The 7544-nt window shown below is 60.9% G+C and carries 7 protein-coding genes and 1 tRNA gene; all 8 read left to right on the plus strand.

Annotated elements, in window-relative coordinates; genetic code table 11:
- Positions 1–70 precede the first annotated feature (70 nt).
- Positions 71–991, plus strand: coding sequence for an acetyl-CoA carboxylase, carboxyltransferase subunit beta (gene accD / locus AC07V4_RS26735; protein WP_492638726.1), 921 nt, complete (start codon positions 71–73; stop codon positions 989–991).
- On the plus strand, positions 988–2292 hold the full coding sequence (folC, locus tag AC07V4_RS26740; RefSeq protein ID WP_492638725.1) for a bifunctional tetrahydrofolate synthase/dihydrofolate synthase: 1305 nt from the start codon (positions 988–990) through the stop codon (positions 2290–2292). Before accD ends, folC begins: the two co-directional genes overlap by 4 nt.
- Entirely contained in the window at positions 2276–2947 is a 672-nt protein-coding gene (locus AC07V4_RS26745; RefSeq protein WP_492638724.1) for an SPOR domain-containing protein, read from the plus strand. Before folC ends, AC07V4_RS26745 begins: the two co-directional genes overlap by 17 nt.
- 257 nt (positions 2948–3204) lie before the next feature.
- Positions 3205–3762, plus strand: a complete 558-nt coding sequence (locus AC07V4_RS26750) for a CvpA family protein (protein WP_028617112.1) — start codon at positions 3205–3207, stop codon at positions 3760–3762.
- A 41-nt stretch (positions 3763–3803) separates the two neighbouring features.
- Complete coding sequence (gene purF / locus AC07V4_RS26755) at positions 3804–5309, plus strand: amidophosphoribosyltransferase (protein WP_058426877.1); 1506 nt, start codon at positions 3804–3806, stop codon at positions 5307–5309.
- 65 nt (positions 5310–5374) lie between these two features.
- A complete protein-coding gene (locus AC07V4_RS26760; protein ID WP_492638723.1) occupies positions 5375–6586 on the plus strand; it encodes an O-succinylhomoserine sulfhydrylase in 1212 nt (403 codons plus the stop codon).
- 11 nt (positions 6587–6597) lie between these two features.
- Entirely contained in the window at positions 6598–7362 is a 765-nt protein-coding gene (locus AC07V4_RS26765) for an SDR family oxidoreductase (RefSeq protein ID WP_492638722.1), read from the plus strand.
- A 107-nt stretch (positions 7363–7469) separates the two neighbouring features.
- A tRNA-Val gene (locus tag AC07V4_RS26770) sits at positions 7470–7542 on the plus strand.
- Positions 7543–7544: the final 2 nt, after the last annotated feature.

A 7544-nucleotide genomic window follows, 5' to 3' on the forward strand; every position in this document is an offset into this window, starting at 1 on the left:
CCACATATGAATTTAGCTCAAGGGCATACGCGGGGCTGTGTTCAAGCCACCGGTACTGGAGAAAGAAAGCATGAGCAACTGGTTAGTAGACAAACTGATCCCTTCGATCATGCGTTCCGAGGTGAAGAAAAGCTCGGTTCCTGAAGGTCTGTGGCACAAGTGCCCATCCTGCGACGCGGTGCTGTATCGCCCGGAGCTGGAAAAGACCCTGGACGTTTGCCCCAAGTGCAACCACCACATGCGTATCGGTGCTCGCGCCCGTATCGACATTTTCCTCGACGCTGATGGCCGTAACGAGCTGGGTGCAGACCTGGAGCCGGTGGACCGTCTGAAGTTCCGCGACAGCAAGAAGTACAAGGACCGCCTAGTCGGCGCGCAGAAGCAGACCGGCGAGAAAGACGCGCTGATCTCTGTCAGCGGCAAGCTGCTGGGCATGCCGGTGGTGGTGTCGGCGTTTGAGTTCTCCTTCATGGGCGGCTCCATGGGCGCCATCGTCGGTGAGCGCTTCGTGCGTGCCGCCAACTACGCCTTGGAAAACCGCTGCCCGATGATCTGCTTCGCCGCCTCCGGTGGTGCGCGTATGCAGGAAGCCCTGATCTCCCTGATGCAAATGGCCAAGACCTCTGCGGTACTGGCGCGCCTGCGTGAAGAGGGTATCCCGTTCATTTCCGTACTGACCGACCCGGTCTACGGCGGCGTGTCCGCCAGCCTGGCGATGCTGGGCGATGTGATCGTCGGTGAGCCAAAGGCCCTGATCGGCTTCGCCGGCCCACGTGTGATCGAGCAGACTGTTCGCGAAAAACTGCCGGAAGGTTTCCAGCGCAGCGAGTTCCTGCTGGAGCACGGTGCAATCGATCTGATCATTGCGCGCGGTGAGTTGCGTCCACGTCTGGGCAGCCTGCTGGCGCAAATGATGGGTCTGCCGACACCTGAGTACGTTGCACCTAAGCTCGAGCCTATCGTTGTTCCGCCGGTGCCAGCAAACCTATGACCCAACGTACCCTTGGCGAATGGCTCGCCTACCTTGAGCAGTTGCATCCATCAGCCATCGACATGGGCCTGGAGCGCTCGCAGCAGGTAGCGGCCCGCCTTGGGTTGGGCCGGCCGGCACCGCGTGTCATCACGGTGACCGGCACCAACGGCAAAGGCTCTACCTGTGCCTTTGTCGCGGCGCTGCTGCAAGCCCAGGGGCTGAAGGTCGGCGTGTACAACTCGCCGCACTTGCTGCGTTACAACGAGCGGGTGCAACTCAATGGCGTCGAAGCCACTGATGAGCAGCTCTGCGAAGCCTTTGCTGCCCTGGACGCAGGGCGAGGCGAGATTTCCCTGACTTATTTCGAGATGGGCACCCTGGCGGCGTTCTGGCTGTTCGAGCGTGCGCAACTGGATGTGGTCGTTCTGGAAGTAGGCCTGGGCGGGCGCCTGGATACCGTCAACGTGGTGGATGCCGACTTGGCGCTGGTGACCAGCATTGGCGTGGATCACGCCGATTATCTGGGCAATACCCGTGAGTCTGTGGCTTTTGAAAAGGCCGGGATCTTCCGCCAGGGCAAGCCTGCACTGTGTGGAGATCTGGACCCGCCGCACACCTTGCTGGACAAGGTGCGCGAGCTGGATTGTCCGTTTTTCCTGCGTGGGCGTGAGTTCAATCTTGAGGTTGGCGCTGGTCATTGGCAGTGGAGTGGGCGTGATGCGCGTGGTCAGCTCGTCGAGCTGCGCGACCTGCCACTGCTGAACCTGCCGATGGAAAACGCTGCACTTGCCCTGCAAGCCTATCTGTTGCTGGATCTGCCATGGGATGCCGAGCAAATCGCTGCGACGTTGCTGGCAACCCGTGTCGTGGGACGTTTGGATCGCCGTGTATTCGAATGGGAGGGCAAGCGCCTGAACCTGCTGCTGGATGTTGGGCACAACCCACATGCAGCTGAATACCTGGCTCAGCGCCTGTCGCGTAACCCGCCGGCCGGTCGCCGCTTGGCGGTGTTCGGGCTGCTGGCTGATAAGGATCTGGATGGCGTGGTTGCGCCCTTGGGCTGCGTCCAGGCTTGGGCGGTAGCGCCGCTGGATACGTCGCGCAGTCGTCCGGCTGCCGAGTTGGAGTTGGCGTTGCAGAACCTTGGTGCGTCGGTGACGTCGTATGCAAGTGTCACTGCCGCGCTTGAGGCGCAGTGTGCGGTGGCGACGACTGAGGATGAAATTCTGTTGTTCGGATCATTTTATTGTGTTGCCGAGGCGCTTGAGTGGTTGGCCCGGCGCTCCACGGAGGAAGCTGCACATGGCATTACTGGATAGCGCATACAAGCAGCGAATGGTTGGAGCCCTGGTGTTGGTGGCGTTGGCGGTGATTTTTCTGCCGATGCTGTTTTCCCGTCAGGACGAACAGCGCCAGGTGATTGTCGAGGCGCCCGCCGCGCCCCAGGCGCCGGTGATGCCACAAGTTCAAGTCGAGCCGGTGGTGGTGCCTGAGCCGCAGGTGTTGCCTGTCGAGCCTGTACCGAGCGATGGCGGGGTGGCGGCGCAACAAGCTCCGACCATGCCGGTGCAGCCTAGCGCGCCCGTGCCTGTGGCCAAGCCGGCCCCGGCACCTGCGGCCCCGGTTGTTGCGGCCAAGCCTGCTGCGCCGGCCCCTGCGCCAAAGCCGGTCGCGCCGCAACCTGCCGCGCCAGGCAAGCCGGATGTGGGCCAGAGCCGTATCGACCCGAATGGCCTGCCGATCAGTTGGTCGATCCAGCTCGCCAGCCTGGCTAACCGCGAAAGCGCTGACGCGTTGCAGAAAAAGCTGCGTGCCCAGGGGTACAACGCTTATATCCGCAGTGCCGACGGCAAGAACCGTGTATTTATCGGGCCGCTGATCGAGCGTGCTGAAGCAGATCGCCTGCGCGATTTGCTGGGGCGTCAGCAGAATCTCAATGGGTTTGTGGTGCGGTTCCAGCCCGAGCGCGGTTAATACCGCCACTCTCTGGTTGGAGTGCAAGCCAAATGTGGGAGCTGGCTTGCCTGCGATGACTGTGGGTCAGTCAACAGTGATGTTGAGTGTGCCGGCCCCATCGCAGGCAAGCCAGCTCCCACATTTGTTCTGGGGTGCGCTTGAAGTTGGATTTGCTCGCCACAACCCATTGATTTGCAAAGCACCCGCAATCACAGCTTACCGATAGCCCAGCGCTCTGCTAAAATGCGCCGCCTTATCCGTACGTAGGCTGAACTGTGCCATTTACCTGGGTTGATTGGGCGATCGTTGCAATCGTCGCCATCTCCGCTTTGATCAGTCTAAGCCGCGGCTTCGTCAAAGAAGCACTGTCGTTGCTGACCTGGATCATCGCAGGAGTCGTAGCCTGGATGTTCGGTGGTTCACTGTCGGTCTACCTGGCCGGATACATCGAGACACCTTCGGCTCGCGTCATCGCGGGCTGCGCCATCATGTTCATCGCCACGCTGCTGGTGGGGGCAATGGTCAATTATCTTATTGGCGAGTTGATACGTGTCACCGGCCTCTCCGGGACCGATCGATTTCTCGGCATGGCCTTCGGTGCCGCGCGTGGCGCGTTGCTGGTGGTCGTGGCGGTCGGGCTGTTGAGCCTGGGGCCGGTACAGCAGGATTCGTGGTGGCAGGAGTCGGTACTCGTGCCAAAATTTCTATTGGTTGCGGATTGGTCCAAGAACCTCATTCTGGGGTGGAGCAGTCAGTGGCTGGCCAGCGGAATCAGCGTACCCGCTGATATTCCGTTCAAGGAACACCTCTTGCCGGCCAAAACGCCTCAGTAAGTTGTGTTCAGTCAAGATTCATTAAGTAGGGGTTGCGTCGCATGTGTGGCATCGTCGGTATCGTCGGTAAGTCGAACGTCAATCAGGCGCTGTATGACGCGCTAACCGTCCTCCAGCACCGCGGCCAGGACGCTGCCGGTATTGTGACCAGCCACGACGGCCGGTTATTCCTGCGCAAGGACAATGGCCTGGTGCGTGACGTGTTCCATCAGCGTCACATGCAACGCCTCGTCGGGCACATGGGCATTGGCCATGTGCGTTACCCGACTGCCGGTAGCTCGACTTCGGCCGAAGCTCAACCGTTCTACGTCAACTCGCCTTACGGCATCACCCTGGCGCACAACGGCAACCTGACCAACGTTGAGCAATTGGCCAAGGAGATCTACGAGTCTGACCTGCGTCACGTCAACACCAGCTCCGACTCGGAAGTGCTGCTCAACGTGTTCGCCCACGAGCTGGCCCAGCGCGGCAAGCTGCAGCCGACCGAAGAAGATGTGTTCGCTGCCGTCACCGACGTGCACAACCGTTGCGTCGGCGGTTACGCCGTCGTAGCTATGGTTACCGGTTATGGCATTGTCGGCTTCCGTGACCCGCATGGCATCCGTCCTATCGTGTTCGGCCAGCGTCATACCGACGAAGGCGTCGAGTACATGATCGCTTCCGAAAGCGTGTCCCTGGACGTGCTGGGCTTCACCCTGATCCGCGACCTTGCGCCGGGCGAAGCGGTGTACATCACCGAAGACGGCAAGCTGCACACTCGCCAGTGTGCGGTGGCCCCGAAACTCACCCCGTGCATCTTCGAACACGTCTACCTGGCGCGTCCGGATTCGATCATCGACGGCGTTTCGGTGTACAAGGCACGTCTGCGCATGGGCGAGAAGCTGGCCGAGAAGATCCTGCGCGAGCGTCCTGAGCACGATATCGACGTGGTCATCCCGATTCCGGACACCAGCCGTACCGCCGCGCTGGAGTTGGCCAACCACCTGGGCGTCAAGTTCCGCGAAGGTTTCGTGAAGAACCGCTACATCGGTCGTACCTTCATCATGCCGGGCCAGGCGGCGCGCAAGAAGTCGGTGCGCCAGAAGCTCAACGCCATCGAGTTGGAATTTCGCGGCAAGAACGTCATGCTGGTGGATGACTCCATCGTGCGTGGCACCACCTGCAAGCAGATCATCCAGATGGCCCGCGAAGCCGGTGCGAAGAACGTGTACTTCTGTTCTGCTGCACCAGCGGTGCGTTACCCGAACGTGTACGGTATCGACATGCCGAGCGCCCATGAGCTGATCGCTCACAACCGTTCGACCCAGGACGTTGCCGACCTGATCGGCGCCGACTGGCTGATCTACCAGGACCTGCCGGACCTGATCGAAGCGGTTGGCGGTGGCAAGATCAAGATCGAGCAGTTCGACTGCGCCGTGTTCGACGGCAAGTACGTGACCGGGGATGTCGACGAGGCCTACCTGAACAAGATCGAGCAGGCGCGCAACGACTCGTCGAAGATCAAGACCCAGGCGGTCAGTGCGATCATCGATCTGTACAACAACTGAGTAAATACCGGCCCTGAGGGGCCGGTTTTGTATCTTAAATAAAGAATTGAGTAAGGAGTCGCAGCATGAGTCAGGAATGGGATGCCGGTCGGTTGGACAGCGACCTCGATGGCGTAGCTTTCGATACCCTGGCTGTGCGTGCCGGCCAGCACCGTACACCGGAAGGTGAGCACGGTGATCCGATGTTCTTCACTTCCAGCTATGTGTTCCGCACTGCCGCTGATGCCGCTGCACGCTTCGCCGGCGAAGTGCCAGGCAACGTGTATTCGCGCTACACCAACCCGACGGTGCGTGCGTTCGAAGAGCGTATCGCGGCCCTGGAGGGTGCAGAGCAGGCGGTGGCCACGGCGACTGGCATGGCTGCCATTCTGGCGGTGGTGATGAGCCTGTGCAGTGCGGGTGATCACGTATTGGTGTCGCGCAGTGTGTTTGGTTCGACCATCAGCCTGTTCGAAAAATACTTCAAGCGCTTCGGTATCGAAGTGGACTACGTGCCTCTGGCGGACCTTTCCGGTTGGGATGCGGCGATCAAGGCCAACACCAAGTTGCTGTTCGTCGAATCGCCCTCTAATCCGCTGGCCGAGTTGGTGGATATCGCCGCGTTGTCCGAAGTGGCTCACGCCAAGGGCGCCATGCTAGTGGTCGACAACTGCTTCTGCACGCCGGCGCTGCAACAGCCGTTGAAGCTGGGGGCGGACATTGTCGTGCACTCGGCGACCAAGTTCATCGACGGTCAGGGCCGCTGCATGGGCGGTGTGGTGGCTGGCCGCAGCGAGCAGATGAAGGAAGTTGTCGGTTTCCTGCGTACGGCTGGTCCGACTTTGAGCCCGTTCAACGCCTGGATTTTCCTCAAGGGCCTGGAAACCCTCAACCTGCGGATGAAGGCACATTGCGCCAACGCCCAGGCCCTGGCTGAATGGCTGGAGCAGCAGGACGGTATCGAGAAGGTGCATTACGCCGGCCTCAAGAGCCACCCGCAACATGAGTTGGCCCAGCGCCAGCAGCGTGGTTTCGGTGCCGTGGTGAGTTTCGAAGTGAAGGGTGGCAAAGAGGGCGCCTGGCGCTTTATCGATGCGACGCGGCTGATTTCCATCACCGCGAACCTGGGTGACAGCAAGACCACCATCACTCATCCGAGCACCACGTCCCACGGTCGTCTGGCACCGCAAGAGCGTGAGGCGGCGGGTATCCGTGACAGCCTGATCCGCATTGCGGTGGGTCTGGAAGACGTCGTCGACCTGCAAGCCGACTTGGCTCGTGGGCTGGCGGCCTTGTGATCGAGTGGTCCATGGACGCTGCCGTGGCTAGCAACGGGCGTGTTGCGCTGGTGACCGGTGCGGCACGCGGAATTGGCCTTGGGATCGCCGCCTGGCTGATCAGTGAGGGCTGGCAGGTGGTGTTGACCGACCTGGATCGCGAGCGTGGTTCCAGGGTGTCCAAGGTGCTGGGTGAAAACGCCTGGTTTATCGCCATGGACGTCGCTGACGAGAAGCAGGTCGCCCAGTGCGTCGCCGAGGTATTGGGGCAGTTTGGTCGCCTGGATGCGTTGGTGTGCAATGCGGCGGTCGCCGACCCGCGCAATATCACGCTGGAGAGCCTGGACCTGGCGTATTGGAATCGTGTGTTGGCGGTCAACCTCGGCGGGCCGATGTTGTTGGCCAAGCATTGTGCGCCGTACCTGCGTGCCCATGGGGGTGCCATCGTCAACCTGGCATCGACCCGGGCGCGTCAATCGGAGCCGGATACCGAAGCCTATGCGGCGAGCAAGGGTGGCCTGCTGGCGTTGACTCACGCGTTGGCGATGAGTCTTGGACCGGAAGTGCGGGTCAATGCCGTCAGCCCAGGCTGGATCGACGCGCGTGATCCTGCTGCACGGCGTGCGGAGCCGCTCACCGATGCCGACCATGCCCAGCATCCGGCGGGTCGAGTCGGCACCGTGGAGGATGTCGCTGCGATGGTCGCGTGGTTGCTGTCGCGTCAGGCGGGGTTCGTTACCGGGCAGGAGTTTGTTGTCGACGGTGGCATGAGCAAGAAGATGATTTATAGCGAGTAGGGGAGATGGCTGCCTTGAAGTAATTTTGTCTTTTTTAGAAAAACTTCAAGCAGGCTATTGACTTAGGTCCGATACCTGCGTAAATTTCGCGGCCTCAACGAAGCAAAGGGTGATTAGCTCAGCTGGGAGAGCATCTGCCTTACAAGCAGAGGGTCGGCGGTTCGATCCCGTCATCACCCACC

It is taken from the genome of Pseudomonas sp. GW821-FHT03A09 (assembly GCF_059421065.1).

What these genes read in the sequence shown, in the direction of transcription:
- purF (WP_058426877.1), top strand. Translation starts at nt 3,804, where the DNA reads ATGTGTGGCATCGTCGGTATCGTCGGTAAGTCGAACGTCAATCAGGCG.
- folC (WP_492638725.1), top strand. Translation starts at nt 988, where the DNA reads ATGACCCAACGTACCCTTGGCGAATGGCTCGCCTACCTTGAGCAGTTG.
- AC07V4_RS26760 (WP_492638723.1), top strand. Translation starts at nt 5,375, where the DNA reads ATGAGTCAGGAATGGGATGCCGGTCGGTTGGACAGCGACCTCGATGGC.
- AC07V4_RS26765 (WP_492638722.1), top strand. Translation starts at nt 6,598, where the DNA reads ATGGACGCTGCCGTGGCTAGCAACGGGCGTGTTGCGCTGGTGACCGGT.
- AC07V4_RS26745 (WP_492638724.1), top strand. Translation starts at nt 2,276, where the DNA reads ATGGCATTACTGGATAGCGCATACAAGCAGCGAATGGTTGGAGCCCTG.
- accD (WP_492638726.1), top strand. Translation starts at nt 71, where the DNA reads ATGAGCAACTGGTTAGTAGACAAACTGATCCCTTCGATCATGCGTTCC.